The organism is Endozoicomonas atrinae, assembly GCF_001647025.1.
Taxonomy (GTDB): domain Bacteria; phylum Pseudomonadota; class Gammaproteobacteria; order Pseudomonadales; family Endozoicomonadaceae; genus Endozoicomonas; species Endozoicomonas atrinae.
The window spans coordinates 1-247 of record NZ_LUKQ02000936.1; the positions used below are offsets into that span (position 1 = coordinate 1).

The window sequence follows — 247 nt, forward strand, 5'->3', positions numbered from 1 at the left end:
TGAAACGGATTTACCGGTCAGCGACTGCTGAAGAAGCAGAAATGGAGCTGGAAGCCTTTGAAGAAGCCTGGGGGGAGAAATTCCCATCGATTGGTAAGTCCTGGCGTAATAACTGGGATAACCTGATACCAATCGCATTTTCTAAATCCTTAAGCTGCCGCCAACTATGCTTAGGCATCATTACCATGCATTATCTAGAACAGATGTCTCGTCGACCACAGCTACCCGAAGGTTTTAATGATGTTGA

At 45.7% G+C, this 247-nt stretch carries 1 protein-coding gene; it reads left to right on the forward strand.

The genetic code is table 11. The annotated features are described in order from the left end of the window. The coding region (locus tag AK963_RS31000) for a transposase (RefSeq protein WP_175404848.1) at positions 1 to 247 on the forward strand (247 nt) is incomplete at both ends.